Here is a 16,436-nt window from a genome sequence, read left to right as displayed (position 1 = left end):
GCGCCGGTTACGTGGCGCCGCCACATCGTACTTTTCTTGCGGGGTGGCGGCTGCATCATGTTTCGACCCCGCTCTCCAACATTCCGCTTGCAGTGACAAATGCGAATCATTACCATTAATGTTTTGATTCATTGACATTTCCCCTCATGCAAGTTCTGGCCGTTTTCCTGGGCCTGGCCGCGGCTGCGTGCCTGTACCTGGCTGCGCCTAACCAGGTCCTGCTGCCGCCCGGACGCGGCCCGCGGCCGCGCCTATTTGGCTGGCTGGGCCTGGCGCTGGTAATCGCCAGCACCTGGCTGTGGAGCACGACCAACGGCTGGCCGGTGGCGGTCGCCGCCAGCCTGGCGACGGTGCCCTGCGCACTGTCGGCCTGGCCTTTCGTCGGCATTTATGCCCAACGCAAGCGCCAGGCGGCTCAGGGCCAAATGGTGCGTACAGGGCAAGGGGGGCAGCAGGCATGAACGCCGCCACCGATACCATGGGCACCAAGTGGCTGGCAGGCACCCTGCTCGGCCTGCCCCTCGCCGTCCTGCTGTGCACGCTGTCGATCCTGTGGCTGCCCGGCGGCTGGGAAACCGGCATCGTCGCCGCGGTCGTGGCTTGCCTGCCAGTGTGGGTGACCATCATCAGTTGCAGCCTGCTGTTCCGCACCAGCCGCTCGGCCTGGCTGTGGCTTGGGGGTGCCAACCTGCTCGGCTTCGGCGCGCTGTGGGCGCTTCGCCTGGCGGGCCTGGCCCCGGCCGCACTGCCTGTCTCCTGAGAACACCATCATGAAAACCGCAACCCTGCGCCTGTACCAGACGCTGCATACCTGGGTCGGCCTGATGGCCGGCTGGGCCCTGTTCATCGCTTTCTTTGCCGGCGCCGTGACCGTGTTCCACCACGAGCTGCACGTCTGGCAATCGCCGACGCGCCTGAAAGGCAATGCGCCGGTCGAGGCCAAGGCCGACCCGGCCGCGGTCGATCGCTTCATGCACAAGCTGGTGGCGATCCATCCTGAGGCTGCCGCCAGCGCCTACGTGATCATGCCGTCCGAAGGCGAGCCCAATATTGCCGCCTACTGGCAGGACAAGGCCGGCGAATGGCAGATGACCACCGACGCGCGCCTGGCCGGCGACGCCGCGATGCAGCGCGATACGTCGCGCGACCACGTGATCGGGGAATTGTCGGCGTTCCTGAACAGCCTGCACTATTCGCTCGGCATCCCGGTCGGCGGCATCTACTTCATGGGCGCGATCTCGGTGCTGTATGGACTGGCATTGGTGTCGGGCGTGCTGCTGCACCTGCCGCGCCTCAAGAAAGACCTGCTCGCGGTGCGACCGGGCCGCAACCTCAAGCGCTTCTGGATGGACGCGCACAACGTGCTGGGACTGTTCAGCCTGCCGTTCCATTTGATCTTTGCCATCACCGGCGCACTGTTCTGCCTGTCGCTGGTGCTGATGATGGTGTTCAATACGCTGACCTTCGACGGCCGCCTGTTCGAAGCGGTGCCGCGCGCCACCACCGCGGTGCCCGAGGTGGCTGCCGCCGGTCGCGCGGTGCCTACGATGCCCACCGCGAGCCTGGTGCAGATCGCGCAACAGCATGGCGGCGAGCGCTTCACGCCCGAGTCATTCCGCTTCCAGCGCTTTGGCGACGCCAATGCCGTGGTGGAGGTGCGTGGCACCAGCACCAGGGCGCTCGGCAATCTCGGCTCGGTCGGCATCCACGCCGCGCAGGGCGAGCCCAACGCTGGCCAACTGACCGCCAACCAGACTGCCGGCACGCGCGACAGCAACCACGGGCTCTACAGCGCGCTGTACGCCCTGCACTTCGGCACCTTTGGCGAACTGCCAGTGCGGCTGGTCTACCTGCTGGCGGGCCTGGCTGGTGCGTTCCTGTTCTACTCGGGCAACCTGCTGTGGATCGAGTCGCGGCGCAAGCTGCGACAGGCCGAGCAGCCGCGCGTGCACCGCCTGCTGGCGCAGGCGACTGTGGGCGTGTGCATCGGCTGCTGCATCGGCGTGGCGCTGTGCTTCCCGGCGGCGCTGCTGTGGCCCGAGCGCGCGGTGAGCTACACCTACTTCACGGCGTTCGGCATCGCCTGTGCGTGGGCGCTGCTGCGCCCGCCGGTACGCGGAGCGATCGAGCTGCTTTACGTGGCGGCGCTGGCGGCGCTGACCGTGCCGGTGGCCAACGCCATCCTGACCGGCGACCACCTGCTGCACAGCATTCCCAGCGGGCATTGGATCATCGCCGGCTTCGACCTCGGCGCCATCGCGCTGGCGGCGGGCTTTGTCGCCCTCGCGCGCGCCACCCTGCGGCGCGCGCGCAGCGGCCCGGCCGAGTCGGTCTGGGCGATGCCGCGTGCTGCCGTGACGACGGCGGCCACTGCCAGCGCCAAGCCGATGTCCGGCGCCGACGTCCGCTAAGCGCCGGCGGCTGGGCGGGGGCTCGCCTACACTACATGAGCCCCCAATCATCGAACCCGACCGCCATGGAACCTACCTTCCACCAGTTTTCCGAACTGTTCGCACAACTCGGACTGGCTTCCGATGAGGCCAGCATCCGCAGCTTTATCGGCCAGCATGCGCCGCTGCCAGACGATGTGGAGCTGGCGGAGGCACCATTCTGGACGCCGGCCCAATCCGCGCTGCTGCACGACGAACTGCTCGACGACGCCGACTGGGCCGAAGTGGTCGACCAGCTCAACCTGGCACTGCGCAAGCCTGCCTGAAGCGGCGCGGGGCGCGCCTGCGCGCCCCGCCCTGTCTTACAGCCCTTACACCGCGCCCAGCCTTGCCTCCATCGCCTGGCGCAGGTCGGCGATCAGGTCGCGCGTGTCTTCCAGGCCGATATAGAGCCGCACCAGTTCGCCGGTGTCTTGCCAGCCGGCGGGCGGCCAGGTGCCAGCCGGACGCATGCCCTGCACGTGATAGGGCACGGCCAGGCTGTGCGCGCCACCCCATGACCAGCCGATCGCGAACAACTGCAGCGCCTCGACGAAGGCATCGACCTGCTGGCGCGAGTAGCGCGCGCGCAGGATGATGGCGAACAGGCCGGTGGCGCCGGTAAAGTCGCGCCGCCAGTTGGCATGGCCCGGACAGTCGGGCAGCGCGGGATGGAGCACGCGCGCCACTTCGGGCCGCTGGCGCAGCCATTCGGCGATTTCGCGCGCGCCGCGGTCATGCGCCGCCAACCGCACCGGCAGGCTTGGCAGCCCGCGCAGCACCAGGTGGCAATCGTCGGCGGACACGCCCCAGCCCATCAGCATGCGGGTGCGCCGCAGGCGGTCGTGCAGCGCATCGTCGCGGGTCAACACCGCGCCCATCAGCACATCGCTGCCGCCAGACTGGTACTTGGTCAGCGCCTGCACCGAGATATCGATGCCCTTGTCGAAGGGGCGGAAGTAGACGCCACCCGACCAGGTGTTGTCGATTGCCGTCAGCACGCCATGCGCCTGCGCAGCGGCGACGATGGCATCGCTGTCCGGCACCTCCATCGTCACCGAACCCGGGGACTCCATCCAGATCAGGCGCGTCTCGGGACGGATCATCGCGGCCATGCCGGCAACGTCCATCGGATCGTAGTAGCGCACCGACACGCCGTAGTCGCGTGCCAGCCATTCGCCATGGTCGCGGTTGGGCCCGTAGACGTTGTGCGGCACCAGCACGTCGTCACCGCTCTTGAGCAGTGCGAAGTAGACCAGTGAAATCCCCGCCAGCCCCGAAGGCAGCAGCAAGGTATGGCGCGCGCCTTCGAGCAGCGCCAGGTGCTGGCAAAGTGCCTCGCTGGTCGGGGTGGCGTGCAGGCCGTAGCGCCAGTAAGTGGTGGCGCCGTCGCCCTGCGCACGCAGTTCGGCCAGGTTGCGGAACACCACGGTGGAGCCACGGTGGGTGGCGGGTGAGAACGAAGCAAAGCCGGACGCGATGTCCAGCTCGGGCTGGACCGCGACGGTCTGCAGGTAATGGGGGCGGGATGCGGGCTTGTCGGACGGCGAATCGGACACGGCGGATTCCTTGCTGGCTGCTGGCCGGTCCTGCTGCGATGCCAAGCGGGCATCACGCTGTCCGGCCAGGAATGAGACTCGGTGAGCCTCCGAGCTTACCAGCAAATGCCTGCCGCGCCACCGGGTACGGTGGCGGTCCGTACTGCATGCAAGGAGGCACCCGAGATTTCGCGAGAGGATTGTGCGCGGCTACCAGCCGGAGATCGACGACCTGGGCGGCGGCGGCGCGTAGGTGACGCCGCTGTTGGGCGTCATGTCGAACGGGGGAATGACCAGCGCGCCCAGCGGGCGGATAAAGAACGGCAGCACGATGGCCGGGTTGAAGGCATCGGTCCAGGTGCCGCGTACCGCGCCGCTGGCGTCGATATTGCCCTCCCAGTTGCCGGTTACGCGCGTACCGTCGTCGGACTCTTCCATCAGGAAAGCGCCGTTTTCCCATTCGCCGGCAAGCAGGCGCACACCGGCGCCGCGGCCGGTGTATTCCCCGCGCACGCTGTCGCGCTCGTCGGGCTTGGGACCGAGCCGCAGCCGCACCGGCTGGTCGCCGACCTTGCCGACATAAACCGGCAGCGAGGAATACTCAGCGCGCGGTGCCAGCGGCCTGGGCGCGCCGGTCGACAGCGCCGTGCCACGCCTGGCCTCGCCATCGCGGATGGCCTGGTTGATGCCGAGGCCTTCGCCGACACCCGACACGGCCCCGACGGGGCCGGTCGACAACTCGGTCGCCGGTGCGGCCTGCGCCGCGCCCGTCAGGGCGAGCACGGCGGCCAGCGCCGGGACAGACGATTTCAGCAACACACGGCGCAAGGCGAACCTCAGATCCGTTCGAAGATGGCGGCAATGCCCTGCCCGCCGCCGATGCACATGGTCACCAGGGCGTAGCGGCCTTGCACGCGTTGCAGCTCGTACAGCGCCTTGACCGTGATCAGCGCGCCGGTTGCGCCGATCGGATGGCCCAGCGAGATCCCCGAACCGTTCGGGTTGACCTTGGCCGGATCCAGTCCCAGGGCCTTGGTCACGGCGCAAGCCTGCGCGGCAAAGGCTTCGTTGGCCTCGATCACGTCCAGGTCCGACACCTGCAGGCCGGCGCGTTCCAGCGCGATCCTGGTCGCCGGCACCGGGCCGATGCCCATGGTCTTGGGATCGACACCGGCATGGCCGTACGACACCAGGCGAGCCAGCGGCTTGAGGCCCCGGCGCTCGGCCTCGGCGCGCTCCATCATCACCACCGCGGCGGCGGCGTCGTTCAGTCCCGAGGCATTGCCGGCCGTGACCGTGCCGTTTTCCTTGACGAAGACCGGCTTGAGCTTGGTCATGTCGTCAATGGTTGCGTCATGGCGCACGTGCTCGTCGGTATCGAAGGTAACGTCGCCCTTGCGGCCCTTGCTCACCACCGGGACGATCTGGTCCTTGAAGTAGCCGGCCTTGATCGCGGCGGAGGCGCGGCGGTGCGATTCCAGCGCGGCCTCGTCCTGCTGGCTACGCGAAATATCGTATTCCTTGGCAACGTTCTCGGCGGTCACGCCCATATGGATGCGGTGGAACGGGTCATGCAGCGCACCCAGCATCATGTCGACCAGGCCGGCATCGCCCATGCGGGCGCCCCAGCGAGCTGCCGGCGCCAGGTACGGGGCACGGCTCATGCTTTCGGCCCCGCCACCGATGGCCACGTCGGCATCGCCCAGCAGGATGGTCTGCGCGGCGCTGACGATGGCCTGCAGGCCCGAGCCGCACAGGCGGTTCACGGTCAGCGCGGGCGCGTTGACCGAAACCCCACCGTTGACCGCGGCGACGCGGCCCAGGTACATGTCACGCGGCTCGGTCTGGATCACGTTGCCGAACACCACGTGGCCGACGTCGTCGCCGGACACCTGCGCGCGGGCCAGTGCCTCGCGCACGACCAGCGCGCCCAGTTCTGCCGGCGCCACGTCCTTCAGGCTGCCACCAAAGGTCCCGATCGCGGTACGGACACCGCTCACCACTACGACTTCACGCGTCATGACTTGTCTCCAGGAGGTATGTTGCACCGCACAGTATAACGGTGCATCCGCCAAAACGAACGATCGTACTTTTACCTAATCGACGCCGGGTCCAACTCGTCCGGCAGGACTAGCTCAGACCTCGCCCCACAGGTCGTGGCCGTCGGCGCCGGTGATCTTCACGTCGACAAACTCGCCCGCGCGGTAGCGCTGCGAAGTACGCTCCGGCGGCGCGATATAGACCAGGCCGTCGATTTCCGGCGCATCCGCCGAGGAACGGCCGATGCCGCCGTCCTGGTTGACCTCGTCGACGAGCACGCGCAGGGTCTGGCCGACCTTGCGCTGCAGGCGGCGCGCGGACACTTCCTCGGCCACTTCCATGAAGCGCGCGCGGCGCTCCTCGCGCACCTCGTCGGGCAGCGCGCCCGGCAGGTCGTTGGCGGTGGCACCTTCCACCGGCGAGTACGCAAAGCAGCCGACACGGTCCAGCTCCGCCTCGGCGATAAAGTCCAGCAGCGTCTGGAACTCGGCCTCGGTCTCGCCCGGGAAGCCGGCGATAAAGGTGCTGCGGATGGTCAGCTCGGGGCAGATCTCGCGCCATGCGCGGATGCGATCCATGGTCTTTTCGGCGTTGGCCGGGCGCTTCATGCGCTTGAGCACGTCCGGGTGGGCATGCTGCAGCGGCACGTCCAGGTACGGCAGCACGTGGCCCTGCGACATCAGCGGGATGATCTCGTCGACGTGCGGGTATGGGTAGACATAGTGCAGGCGCACCCAGGCGCCATACTGCGCGGCCAGCTCGCCCAGCGCCGCCACCAGTTCGGTCATGCGGGTCTTGAGCGGGCGGCCGTTCCAGAAGCCGGTGCGGTACTTGACGTCGACGCCATAGGCGCTGGTGTCCTGCGAGATCACCAGTAGTTCCTTGACGCCGGCCTTGAACAGGTTCTCGGCCTCCAGCATGACTTCCGCCACCGGGCGCGAGACCAGGTCGCCACGCATCGACGGGATGATGCAGAACGAGCAGCGGTGGTTGCAGCCCTCGGAAATCTTCAGGTAGGCGTAATGCTTGGGCGTCAGCTTGATGCCGGCGGCCGGCACCAGGTCGGTGAACGGGTCGTGCGGCTTCGGCAGGTGCGTGTGCACAGCCTGCATCACCTCGCCAAGCGCATGCGGGCCGGTCACGGCCAGTACCTTGGGATGCACTGAAGACACGATGTCGTGTCCCGCCGCGTCCTTCTTGGCGCCAAGGCAGCCAGTCACGATGACCTTGCCGTTCTCGGTCAGCGCCTCGCCGATGGCGTCCAGGCTTTCCTGCACGGCCTCGTCGATAAAGCCGCAGGTATTGACCACCACCAGGTCGGCGCCGTCATAGGTGCCGCTGATGGCATAGCCCTCGGCGCGGAGTTGGGTAATGATCTGCTCGGAGTCGACCAGGGCCTTGGGACAGCCGAGCGAAACGAATCCCACGCGCGGACTATGGTCTTTCTGGGTCGTTGATTCTGAAGGGTTTTTCACGGTGCAATACGAATGTGGGGCAGGCGGGGCGGAGTATATCCGGTTATCGCGCGGGCGATCGGACGCCAGGCGGTGCAGGCCAATCGCATATTTTACCCTTTCGCCATGTTTTGCCGGCGCCTGACGCCACACTTGTCGCCTGGTCAGCGGCGGGCTTGCTCAGCCTGAAATCGGAGAGGCGCCGGGGACACTTAGCAGCAGGCGGCCGATCTCGGCCGAGTCATGCACGCGCCGGATCGCGGCATGCAGTTCAGCGGCCTCCGGCCAGGTCCGCTTCAGGTAGCTGAGCCACAGCTTGACCCGTCCGTGCTCATGGCAGGACGAGATCCGTTCGTGCAGCTTCTTCAGGTAAAGCGAGATCTGGCGCAGCACCAGCGGCCATTCGGCGGCGGACGGCGTGCTCTCCATCTGCCCGCGGATGCGCTGGGCCAGGAAAGGATCGGAGACCGCGCCGCGCCCGATCATCACATCGTCGCAGCCGGTCACGGCGCGACAGCGTTCCCAGTCGGCAACGGTCCAGACATCGCCATTGGCAATGACCGGAACATCGATGGCCTCTGCGATCCGCGCGATCCACTCCCAATGCGCAGGCGGCCGGTAACCGTCGTCGCGTGTGCGGGCATGCACCACCAGCGACGCCGCCCCACCCTCCGCCAGCGCGGTGGCGCAGTCCAGCGCGAGCGCCGTGTCGGAAATACCCAGCCGCATCTTGGCCGTCACGGCGATATGCGCCGGCACCGCGGCCCGTACTGCGGCAACGATGCGGTTCAGCAGCTCAGGTTGCCCAAGCAGCATGGCGCCGCCGCCATGCCGGTTGACCACCTTCGCCGGGCAGCCGAAGTTCAGGTCGATGCCATGCGGCGACAGGGTTGCGGCATAGGCCGCATTGCGCGCCAGCCATTCGGGGTCGCTGCCCAGCAGCTGGATCACCATCGGTGTGCCGCTGCGGGTGTAGCCACCCTGCAGGGTTTCGGGCGTATCCCGCTCATAGACACGCGCGGGAAGCAGGGAGCCCGTCACCCGGACAAACTCTGACACACAGCCGTCGTAGCCGCCCGGGCCCGTCAGCACGTCACGCAATACATAGTCCGCAAGCCCCTCCATCGGAGCGAGGAATAGGCGGCTCATACTCGGGAGTGCGCGAGGCGGCGCACGCCGGCTTCGCGGGCACGCAGATGGCAATGACGGTGGATTCTGGAAGGCATCGGGATTCGCGCTTTGCAGGCGAGTCCGCAAATGAGCCGCCAGTTCAGGAGGTCGGCATTTTAACCGCTTTGGCCGCTGCGCTGCACGCCGGAGGTTTTCATCGACAGCGCACAGGGAATACGGCAGGCCAGGCGGCCCGCCGCCACATCGCTTACTTCTTGTCCGGCTGGTTGAACGGGAACGTCCCGAACATATTCTTGGCCTGGCTCTGCATCTGTTCCTGCATCTGCACGAACAGGTTCTTGCTCTGCTCGATGTAGTTGCTCATCATGCCCTGCATCATCGGGCCCTGCATGTTCATGAACTGCGACCACATGTCGGGGCTGAAGGCTTCGCCGGAATACAGGCCCTTGGAGTTCTCGGCCAGCTTGTTCTGGATATCGATAAACGCCTGGATGTTCTTTTCCAGGTAGGTGCCCATCATGCCCTGCATGGCATGGCCGTAGAAACGGATGATCTGCGACAGCATGGCACTGGAGAACATCGGCACGCCGCCGGTCTCTTCTTCAAGGATGATCTGCAGCAGGATGCTGCGGGTCAGTTCGTCCCCCGACTTGGCGTCAACGACCTTGAATTCTTCGGAATCCATGACCAGCTGCTTCACGTCAGCCAGGGTGATGTAGGTGCTGGTCTGGGTGTCGTAGAGCCTGCGGTTGGGATACTTCTTGATCAGTCGCTCTGCGCCTTTTTTGGTCGTGGCCATCGGTGCTCTGTCCTTGTGTCGTCGCTGTTTGCGCGCTGCTGCACCGCATGGGGTGCAGTGCGCAAATCGGTACCGCCTGCGCCATCTGTGGTTGTCGTGTCGGCTGCCGCGGCCTGTGCGCGCATGGCTGCGCGTTGCGGCTTCGCCACCTCGCCCCCGCGAGGGCCGCGCTGCACGACTATGGTGCTGGCTGCGCCGCTGCCCTGATTCTATGCCCAACAAAGCACTAAGAAAAGCGACCCAGCTTAAGGAAAACCCGGTAAACCGGCGCAAGAACAGCAAATAAACCACCGCGCAGAAACGATTCGCGGGCCGTTGCGGCCCGCGAAAGAGACAGCGAAACGAAACGTCCGCCGCCTTGTGCGCCGCGCTGGCTGCACCGCAAAAAGCGGCCGCCGGCGCGGTTGCCGATCACGCCGGCAGGTCAGCCCATGTGCAGGCCGCCGTTCAGCGAGAAGTCGGCGCCGGTGGAGAAACCGGACTCATCGGAAGACAGCCAGGCGCAGATCGATGCGATCTCTTCCGGCTCGCCCAGGCGCTTCACCGGGATCGTGCCGACGATCTTGTCGAGCACATCCTGGCGGATCGACTTGACCATGTCGGTGGCAATATAGCCCGGCGAAACGGTATTGACCGTCACGCCCTTGGTCGCCACTTCCTGCGCCAACGACATGGTGAAACCGTGCAGGCCGGCCTTGGCGGTGGAGTAGTTGGTCTGGCCAAACTGGCCCTTCTGGCCGTTCACCGACGAGATATTGACGATCCGGCCCCAGCCGCGGTCGACCATGCCGTCGATCACCTGCTTGGTGACGTTGAACAGCGAGGTCAGGTTGGTGTCGATCACCGCATCCCAGTCGGCGCGCGTCATCTTGCGGAAGACCACGTCACGCGTGATGCCGGCGTTATTGATCAGCACATCGACCTCTCCGACCTCGGCCTTGACCTTGTCGAAGGCGGTCTTGGTCGAGTCCCAGTCGGCGACGTTGCCTTCCGAGGCAACGAAATCGAAGCCGAGCGCCTTCTGCTGCTCGATCCACTTCTCACGGCGCGGCGAATTGGGGCCGCAGCCGGCCACCACACGAAAGCCATCCTTGGCCAGGCGCTGGCAAATAGCGGTCCCGATGCCGCCCATGCCGCCGGTCACATACGCAATGCGCTGAGTCATGTCCACTCCTTGATTGGCTCTTCGTTATCGTTGCCGGGCCCGCGCGGACCGCTGGCCCGGCCTACTGCTGATTTGTTGCCGCGTAATGTCAGCTCAGGTGCGGATCAGTTGCGCTCAACCGCCAGCGCCACGCCCATGCCGCCGCCGATGCACAGCGAGGCCAGGCCCTTCTTGGCGTCGCGGCGCTTCATTTCGTGCAGCAGCGTCACCAGGATACGGCAGCCCGATGCACCGATCGGGTGACCAATGGCGATGGCGCCACCGTTGACGTTGACCTTGGAGGTATCCCAGCCCATCTGCTGGTGCACCGCCAGCGCCTGCGCGGCGAAGGCCTCGTTGATTTCCATCAGGTCGAGGTCCTGCGGCGTCCAGCCGGCACGCGACAGCGCGCGCTTGGAAGCCGGCACCGGGCCCATGCCCATCACCTTGGGATCGACGCCGGCGTTGGCGAAGCTCTTGATCGTGGCCAGCGGCGTCAGGCCCAGTTCCTTGGCCTTGGCGGCCGACATCACCACCACCGCGGCAGCGCCGTCGTTCAGGCCCGAGGCGTTGGCCGCGGTCACCGAGCCGGCCTTGTCGAAGGCGGGCTTCAGGCCGGACATGCTGTCCAGCGTGGCGCCCTGGCGGACAAACTCGTCGGTCTTGAACGCGACCGGGTCGCCCTTGCGCTGCGGGATCAGCACCGGCACGATTTCCTCGTCGAACTTGCCGGCCTTTTGCGCGGCTTCGGCCTTGTTCTGCGAGCTGACCGCGAATTCATCCTGCGCCTCGCGCGTGATGCCGTATTCCTTGGCGACGTTCTCGGCGGTAATGCCCATGTGGTACTGGTTGTACACATCCCACAGGCCGTCGACGATCATGGTGTCGACCAGCTTGGTGTCGCCCATGCGGAAGCCGTCGCGCGAGCCCGGCAGCACGTGCGGCGCGGCGCTCATGTTTTCCTGGCCGCCGGCCACCACGATCTCGGCGTCGCCGGCAGCAATGGCATTGGCCGCCAGCATCACGGCCTTCAGGCCCGAGCCGCAAACCTTGTTGATGGTCATCGCCGGCACCATGGCCGGCAGGCCGGCCTTGATCGACGCCTGGCGCGCCGGGTTCTGGCCCGAGCCGGCGGTCAGCACCTGGCCCATGATCACTTCGCTGACTTGTTCCGGCTTGATGCCGGCGCGCTCCAGCGCGGCCTTGATGACCACGGCGCCCAGTTCCGGTGCCGGGATCTTGGCCAGCGATCCGCCAAACTTGCCTACTGCGGTACGGGCCGCGGAAACGATGACAACGTCAGTCATGGTGTAGTCCTTTCAATGGAAATGGAAAGCCTGCGCGGCGGCCGGCGCCGCCCGGTGTGGCGGCCCGGCCGTCATGCAAGCATCATGCCTTGGCTTTGACGTAACGCCCAGGCGCGGGTTCGATCACGGGATAGCGCGCGTTGCCGTACTCGGCGGGCGCGGCGCGCTTGGCGCCGGCATGGCCGGCGAGCCATGCCATCCAGTCCGGCCACCAGCTGCCGTGGTGCTCGGTGGCATCGGCCAGCCACTGCTGCGGCGAGGCCGCCAGCTTGTCGTTGGTCCAGTGGCTGCGCTTGTTCTTGGCCGGCGGGTTGATCACGCCGGCGATATGCCCGGACGCCCCCAGCACGAAACGCACGTTGTTCTTGAGCAGCGCGGTCGAGGCATAGGCGGCGGTCCACGGCACGATGTGGTCCTCGCGCGAGCCGTAGAGATACGTCGGCGTGTCGATGCTGCCCAGGTCAACCGGCACGTTGCACACGGTCAGCTTGTTGGGCACCTTCAGTTCATCCTGCAGGTAGGTGTGGCGCAGGTACCAGCAGTACCACGGGCCAGGCAGGTTGGTGGCGTCGCCATTCCAGAACAACAGGTCGAACGGCACCGGCGTGTTGCCCTTCAGATAGTTGTCGACCACATAGTTCCACACCAGGTCGTTCGGGCGCAGGAACGAGAACGTATTGGCCAGCTCCAGCCCGCGCAGCAGCGAGCACGGCGCGCCGGCGCCACCACCCAGCGTGGCTTCGCGCAGTTGCACATGGGCCTCGTCGACGAACACGTCGAGGATGCCGGTGTCGGCAAAATCCAGCAGCGTGGTCAGCAGCGTCAGGCTCGAGGCCGGATGCTCGCCGCGCGCGGCCAGCACCGCCAGTGCGGTCGAGACAATGGTGCCGCCCACGCAGAAGCCCAGCACGTTGATCTGGTCCTGGCCGCCGATATCGCGCGCGACCTCGATGGCACGGATGGCGCCGTGCTCGATGTAATCGTCCCAGGTAGAGGCCGCGAGGCTGGCATCGGGATTGCGCCACGACACCAGGAACACGGTATGACCCTGCTCCACCGCATGCCGCACCAGCGAGCTTTCCGGCTGCAGGTCGAGAATGTAGTACTTGTTGATGCACGGCGGCACCAGCAGCAGCGGCCGCGCGTGGACCTTGGCGGTCAGCGGCTTGTATTGCAGCAGCTGGAAGTATTCGTTTTCATAGACCACCGCACCCTCGGTCACGGCAACGTTGCGGCCGACCTCGAACGCGGTCTCGTCGGTCTGCGAAATCTTGCCGCGCGTCAGGTCCTCGAGCATGTTGCGCACGCCGGAGCGCAGCGATTCGCCGCCCGATTCGATCAGCAGCCGCTGCGCTTCGGGGTTGGTGACCAGGAAATTGGCCGGCGACATCGCATCGACCCATTGCGAAATCGCAAAGCGGATGCGCTGGCGCGTCTTGGCGTCGGCCTCGACGGCGTCCGCCAGCTCGGTCATGGCGCGTGCGTTGAGCAGGTAGAACGCGGCGGCAAAGCGGTAAGGCACGTTGTTGCGCCACGCCTCGCCGGCGAAGCGCCGGTCATGCAACGGGCCCGCGGCGTCGGGATTACCCTCGGCCATGGCCTGCCACAGGGCCACGAAGTCGTTCATGTAGCGCTTCTGGATATCGCCCAGCTGCGCCGGGGCGATCTTCACGCCTGTCAGCGCGTCCAGGCCCGGAATGCCTGCACCGGCCGCATGGCCGTTACCTCCTGTGCCCTGCCACTGGCGGGACCATTCCAGCCATGTGGCTGGATCGAATGGCCCCGGCGTGAACTTGAACGGTTGGGACTTGCCTTCCTGGGTGGAAGCTGCCGCACCTTTGCCGGTCGCCATGATGTGAATTGTCTCTCTGCCGTCACTATACGAACCGGCTCCGGGCATTGCCCTGGCCGGCACTTTTGCATGGGGAGATGCTATCCGGATGGACCCGGCGCGCGCCTCACCCGAATTGGGCAGGCTAGCCAGATAATTCGCCGGAATCCTGACGCCGCGCTTGCGCGGCGGATTCCGCCCATCCCGATAGCAACTCCCTTTTTACCGGCTACCGCGGCGCTCTGGCTGGCAACGCCATGCGGTATGCTTGCCGGCAAAAATCCTTGGAATCGTCAGCGATCCCGAGACATTTGAGGCCATTGTTGCCTTGCAACGTATGCGCTGTCAATGTGGAAATCCGCCCCGGCGAGGCGCGCTTCCCGACCTACCGGACGGTATGCCGCGCCTGCCTCCGCCGAGGCTCCGCAGGATAGGCGAGAAGGATGAAAATTTTATGTACATCGTGGCCATTGGCTGGCTCTACGTCGCGCTGATGATGGCGATCACCGAGCACACGGTGGTGGCGGGCGTCGCCACGTTCGTGTTCTATGGACTGGCGCCGGTGGCGCTGGTGCTTTACATCATGGGCACGCCCGCGCGGCGGCGGCGCAAGGCGCAAGCCGAGCGCGCCGCGCAGGCCGGCAGCGATGGGCCGCCGGTGGCGGAAATGCCGCCGGAGAGGAAAGAATGACGCCTCAGTCGGCCAGCCAGGCCAGGCTGGCCATGCGGCCGGTTACGCCGTCGCGACGATACGAATAGAAACGCGCTGCGTCGGTGACGGTGCAGGCATCACCGCCATACACCTCGGTGCAGCCGGCGCGTGCCAGCCGCATGCGCGCGAGCGCATAGATATCCGCCAGGTATTTGCCCGGAGCACCGGCACGGAACGCCGCGTCGACGGCGTCTTGCTCGCCGGCCTGCGCCTGCGCCAGGAAGGCCTCGCGCACTTCGGCACCGACCTCGAACGCATCCGGGCCGATGGCCGGGCCGAGCCAGGCCAGCCAGCGCCTGCCGTGGCCGCCTGAAGCGGCCTGCATGCGTACCAGCGTGGCTTCGATGACGCCATTGCACAAGCCACGCCAGCCGGCATGCGCGGCGCCCACCACGGTGCCTTGCGCATCGCACAGCAGGACTGGCAGGCAGTCCGCCGTCATCACGGCGCAGACATGGCCCGGCGCGATCGCCACGCTGGCATCAGCCTGCGGCGCGCGATCATCGGCACCGGCCACGTGGTCGGCGGTGACCACGGCGCAGCCATGCACCTGGTCGAGCCAGCGCGGCATCGACGGCAGGTGCGCGGCCAGGCGTTCGCGATTGCGCGCGACGTCCAACGGATCGTCGCCCACATGCGTGCCCAGATTGAGCCCGCCCGGCACGCCGCCGGCAAGTCCGTATGGTCCCTGACTGACGCCGCCGTGGCGCGTGGTCGAGAGCGCGCGCACGCGCGCCGGCACCGGCCAGTCTGGCACCAGCCAGTGAGAATCAGGCGTCGCGCTCATCGTCTTCATCTTCGTCGCCCTCCTCGTCACCCTCCTCGTCACCCCCGCCGGCATATTCCCAGTGGGCTTCACCGCCCTCCCACACTTCGTCCCAGGCTTCTTCCTCATCCTCTTCCTGCGCGCTTTCGAAGTCGAGTGCATCGATCAGCGCCTGCAGGTCCGCCGGCGGCTGCGCGGTCCACGACATGTGGCGGCCGGTCGCCGGATGCACCAGCCCAAGCTTGTACGCATGCAGCGCCTGGCGCTCGAACGGCACCGGCAGCGGCACGCGGATCGCCGGACGCTGGCCGCGCTGCGTCGCGCGGAAGTAGACCGGATCGCCCACCAGCGGATGGCCGATCGATTCGAAGTGCACGCGGATCTGGTGCGTGCGTCCGGTCTCGAGCTTGCACATCACCATCGAGACAAAGCCGCGGCCCAGCGGCACCGTGGCCAGCGTGCGGAAATGCGTGCGCGAAGGCTTGCCGCTGGCCGTATGCACGACCGCCATGCGCGTGCGTTCGCGCGAGTCGCGGCCGATCGGCGCATCGATGGTGCCCTCGTCATAGGTGCGGCCCCACACCAGCGCAATGTACGTGCGCTTGACCGTGCGCGCCTGCAACTGGCGCACCAGGTCGGTCTGCGCGGTCAGCGAGCGCGCGACTACCATCAGGCCGGAGGTTTCCTTGTCGAGCCGGTGCACGATGCCCGCGCGCGGCAGCGCCACGGCAGCGGGATCGCGATGCAGCAGTCCGTTGAGCACGGTTCCGCTCCAGTTGCCGGCGGCCGGATGCACCACCAGTCCGGCAGGCTTGTTGATCACCAGCAGCGTGTCGTCCTCATAGACCGCGTCCAGCGGCACGTCCTCCGGGGCAAAGGCGGAGGACTCCGGCGCGGCCTGCGGCTGGATCTCGATGCGGTTGCCCATCTGTACCGCATCGCGCGGGCGGCGCACCTGGCCGTCGACGCGCACTGCGCCGCTTTCTATCCATTGCTGCAGGCGGCTGCGCGAAAATTCGCTGAAGTGACGCGCCAGCAATTTGTCGAGACGCTCGCCATGCGCGGCACTGTCCACCTCAAGCGACAGGGTTACCCCCGCCTCGGCGCCTGGCGCGGTGTTGGCCGGCACGGCATCGGCAAGGTCTTCCAGTTCCTCGGAATCGGCCACGGCTGCGGCGGCGCGCACCTGTTCGGGTGGCAGTCCTCCCACACCTGCGGCCGGTCGGGCTTGGGGCTGGGGGCTTGGGCTATAATGCTTGACGCTATTTTTCTTCATCCGGGATAC

Annotated in this window: 16 protein-coding genes; 5 read left to right on the top strand and 11 right to left on the bottom strand. The window is 66.7% G+C overall.

Translation table 11 applies throughout. The features are described from left to right. Positions 1 to 146: 146 nt before the first annotated feature. From CTP10_RS06310 to CTP10_RS06295, 4 genes are all read left to right on the top strand, one after another. Positions 147 to 461 (top strand): hypothetical protein, encoded by a 315-nt coding sequence (locus CTP10_RS06310; RefSeq protein WP_116321046.1) that lies wholly within the window; start codon positions 147 to 149, stop codon positions 459 to 461. Continuing rightward, positions 458 to 760, top strand: a complete 303-nt coding sequence (locus CTP10_RS06305) for a hypothetical protein (RefSeq protein WP_116321047.1) — start codon at positions 458 to 460, stop codon at positions 758 to 760. Before CTP10_RS06310 ends, CTP10_RS06305 begins: the two co-directional genes overlap by 4 nt. Before the next feature lie 10 nt (positions 761 to 770). Further along, positions 771 to 2,411, top strand: a complete 1,641-nt coding sequence (locus CTP10_RS06300; protein ID WP_116321048.1) for a PepSY-associated TM helix domain-containing protein — start codon at positions 771 to 773, stop codon at positions 2,409 to 2,411. A 65-nt stretch (positions 2,412 to 2,476) separates the two neighbouring features. Continuing rightward, positions 2,477 to 2,716 carry a DUF2789 domain-containing protein gene (locus CTP10_RS06295; protein ID WP_029049291.1) on the top strand — a complete coding sequence of 80 codons (240 nt, stop codon included), beginning with the start codon at positions 2,477 to 2,479 and terminating at the stop codon, positions 2,714 to 2,716. Positions 2,717 to 2,761: 45 nt separating this feature from the next. Here the strand turns inward: CTP10_RS06295 and CTP10_RS06290 are convergent, their stop codons facing one another. The 9 genes from CTP10_RS06290 to phaC form a co-directional block, all read right to left on the bottom strand. After that, a complete protein-coding gene (locus tag CTP10_RS06290; protein WP_116321077.1) occupies positions 2,762 to 3,988 on the bottom strand; it encodes a cystathionine beta-lyase in 1,227 nt (408 codons plus the stop codon). 189 nt (positions 3,989 to 4,177) lie between these two features. Then, positions 4,178 to 4,783 carry a hypothetical protein gene (locus tag CTP10_RS06285; protein ID WP_233528199.1) on the bottom strand — a complete coding sequence of 202 codons (606 nt, stop codon included), beginning with the start codon at positions 4,781 to 4,783 and terminating at the stop codon, positions 4,178 to 4,180. A gap of 20 nt (positions 4,784 to 4,803) precedes the next feature. Beyond that, complete coding sequence (bktB, locus tag CTP10_RS06280) at positions 4,804 to 5,988, bottom strand: beta-ketothiolase BktB (protein WP_116321050.1); 1,185 nt, start codon at positions 5,986 to 5,988, stop codon at positions 4,804 to 4,806. A gap of 114 nt (positions 5,989 to 6,102) precedes the next feature. Continuing rightward, positions 6,103 to 7,482: a 30S ribosomal protein S12 methylthiotransferase RimO gene (gene rimO, locus CTP10_RS06275; protein ID WP_116321051.1), complete on the bottom strand. Its 1,380-nt coding sequence runs from the start codon at positions 7,480 to 7,482 to the stop codon at positions 6,103 to 6,105. Between the two features lie 159 nt (positions 7,483 to 7,641). Continuing rightward, positions 7,642 to 8,610, bottom strand: a complete 969-nt coding sequence (locus tag CTP10_RS06270; RefSeq protein ID WP_116321052.1) for a tRNA dihydrouridine synthase — start codon at positions 8,608 to 8,610, stop codon at positions 7,642 to 7,644. Between the two features lie 229 nt (positions 8,611 to 8,839). Then, positions 8,840 to 9,391: a polyhydroxyalkanoate synthesis repressor PhaR gene (gene phaR, locus CTP10_RS06265; protein WP_022534503.1), complete on the bottom strand. Its 552-nt coding sequence runs from the start codon at positions 9,389 to 9,391 to the stop codon at positions 8,840 to 8,842. A 424-nt stretch (positions 9,392 to 9,815) separates the two neighbouring features. Then, positions 9,816 to 10,556 carry a 3-ketoacyl-ACP reductase gene (locus CTP10_RS06260; RefSeq protein WP_116321053.1) on the bottom strand — a complete coding sequence of 247 codons (741 nt, stop codon included), beginning with the start codon at positions 10,554 to 10,556 and terminating at the stop codon, positions 9,816 to 9,818. A 104-nt stretch (positions 10,557 to 10,660) separates the two neighbouring features. After that, a complete protein-coding gene (locus CTP10_RS06255) occupies positions 10,661 to 11,842 on the bottom strand; it encodes an acetyl-CoA C-acetyltransferase (protein ID WP_116321054.1) in 1,182 nt (393 codons plus the stop codon). Positions 11,843 to 11,924: 82 nt separating this feature from the next. Next, the gene (phaC, locus tag CTP10_RS06250) at positions 11,925 to 13,694 is read right to left on the bottom strand and encodes a class I poly(R)-hydroxyalkanoic acid synthase (protein WP_116321055.1); all 1,770 of its coding nucleotides are present in this window, start codon (positions 13,692 to 13,694) and stop codon (positions 11,925 to 11,927) included. Between the two features lie 433 nt (positions 13,695 to 14,127). On the opposite strand from phaC, the gene CTP10_RS06245 reads away from it, so the two are divergent. After that, positions 14,128 to 14,364, top strand: a complete 237-nt coding sequence (locus CTP10_RS06245; protein WP_116321056.1) for a hypothetical protein — start codon at positions 14,128 to 14,130, stop codon at positions 14,362 to 14,364. Positions 14,365 to 14,368: 4 nt separating this feature from the next. Here the strand turns inward: CTP10_RS06245 and pgeF are convergent, their stop codons facing one another. Both pgeF and CTP10_RS06235 read right to left on the bottom strand, forming a co-directional pair. Next, complete coding sequence (pgeF, locus tag CTP10_RS06240) at positions 14,369 to 15,172, bottom strand: peptidoglycan editing factor PgeF (RefSeq protein ID WP_116321078.1); 804 nt, start codon at positions 15,170 to 15,172, stop codon at positions 14,369 to 14,371. Continuing rightward, positions 15,156 to 16,427 (bottom strand): RluA family pseudouridine synthase, encoded by a 1,272-nt coding sequence (locus tag CTP10_RS06235; RefSeq protein WP_116321057.1) that lies wholly within the window; start codon positions 16,425 to 16,427, stop codon positions 15,156 to 15,158. The genes pgeF and CTP10_RS06235 overlap by 17 nt, the downstream gene beginning before the upstream one ends. Positions 16,428 to 16,436: the final 9 nt, after the last annotated feature.

It is taken from the genome of Cupriavidus sp. P-10 (assembly GCF_003402535.2).
In the GTDB taxonomy this organism is placed as follows: domain Bacteria; phylum Pseudomonadota; class Gammaproteobacteria; order Burkholderiales; family Burkholderiaceae; genus Cupriavidus.
Note: the sequence above shows the minus strand (reverse complement) of the source record. Positions and strands in the feature narration are given on the sequence as shown.

Bases quoted from the DNA above. Each gene is read 5' to 3' on its own strand.
- CTP10_RS06260 (WP_116321053.1), bottom strand. From the start codon at position 10,556: ATGACTCAGCGCATTGCGTATGTGACCGGCGGCATGGGCGGCATCGGG.
- bktB (WP_116321050.1), bottom strand. From the start codon at position 5,988: ATGACGCGTGAAGTCGTAGTGGTGAGCGGTGTCCGTACCGCGATCGGG.
- CTP10_RS06305 (WP_116321047.1), top strand. From the start codon at position 458: ATGAACGCCGCCACCGATACCATGGGCACCAAGTGGCTGGCAGGCACC.
- phaC (WP_116321055.1), bottom strand. From the start codon at position 13,694: ATGGCGACCGGCAAAGGTGCGGCAGCTTCCACCCAGGAAGGCAAGTCC.
- CTP10_RS06255 (WP_116321054.1), bottom strand. From the start codon at position 11,842: ATGACTGACGTTGTCATCGTTTCCGCGGCCCGTACCGCAGTAGGCAAG.
- CTP10_RS06300 (WP_116321048.1), top strand. From the start codon at position 771: ATGAAAACCGCAACCCTGCGCCTGTACCAGACGCTGCATACCTGGGTC.
- CTP10_RS06295 (WP_029049291.1), top strand. From the start codon at position 2,477: ATGGAACCTACCTTCCACCAGTTTTCCGAACTGTTCGCACAACTCGGA.
- CTP10_RS06310 (WP_116321046.1), top strand. From the start codon at position 147: ATGCAAGTTCTGGCCGTTTTCCTGGGCCTGGCCGCGGCTGCGTGCCTG.
- pgeF (WP_116321078.1), bottom strand. From the start codon at position 15,172: ATGAGCGCGACGCCTGATTCTCACTGGCTGGTGCCAGACTGGCCGGTG.
- CTP10_RS06245 (WP_116321056.1), top strand. From the start codon at position 14,128: ATGTACATCGTGGCCATTGGCTGGCTCTACGTCGCGCTGATGATGGCG.
- CTP10_RS06235 (WP_116321057.1), bottom strand. From the start codon at position 16,427: ATGAAGAAAAATAGCGTCAAGCATTATAGCCCAAGCCCCCAGCCCCAA.
- phaR (WP_022534503.1), bottom strand. From the start codon at position 9,391: ATGGCCACGACCAAAAAAGGCGCAGAGCGACTGATCAAGAAGTATCCC.
- CTP10_RS06270 (WP_116321052.1), bottom strand. From the start codon at position 8,610: ATGAGCCGCCTATTCCTCGCTCCGATGGAGGGGCTTGCGGACTATGTA.